At 54.0% G+C, this 250-nt stretch carries 1 protein-coding gene; it reads left to right on the forward strand.

All coding sequences use genetic code 11. The annotated features are described in order from the left end of the window. Window positions 1-199: NIL domain-containing protein (locus tag R0J88_RS22220; protein WP_410901203.1), on the forward strand; the 199-nt coding region annotated here is incomplete at its 5' end. Window positions 200-250: the final 51 nt, after the last annotated feature.

The raw sequence follows: 250 nt of genomic DNA on the forward strand, positions 1-250 counted from the left end.
CGATGCCCCACTGCTTTCTGAAACCGCGCGTCGTTTCAACGTCAACAACAACATTATTAGCGCGCAGATGGATTACGCCGGTGGCGTTAAGTTCGGCATCATGCTGACTGAAATGCACGGCACACAACAAGATCCGCAAGCCGCCCTTGCCTGGCTGCAGGAACCCCATGTAAAAGTAGAGGTACTGGGTTATGTCTGAGCCGATGATGTGGCTGCTGGTTCGTGGCGTATGGGAAACGCTGGCAATGAC

Origin of the sequence: Pseudoalteromonas sp. SIMBA_162 (assembly GCF_046535955.1) — a bacterium.
Lineage (GTDB): Bacteria > Pseudomonadota > Gammaproteobacteria > Enterobacterales > Alteromonadaceae > Pseudoalteromonas > Pseudoalteromonas marina.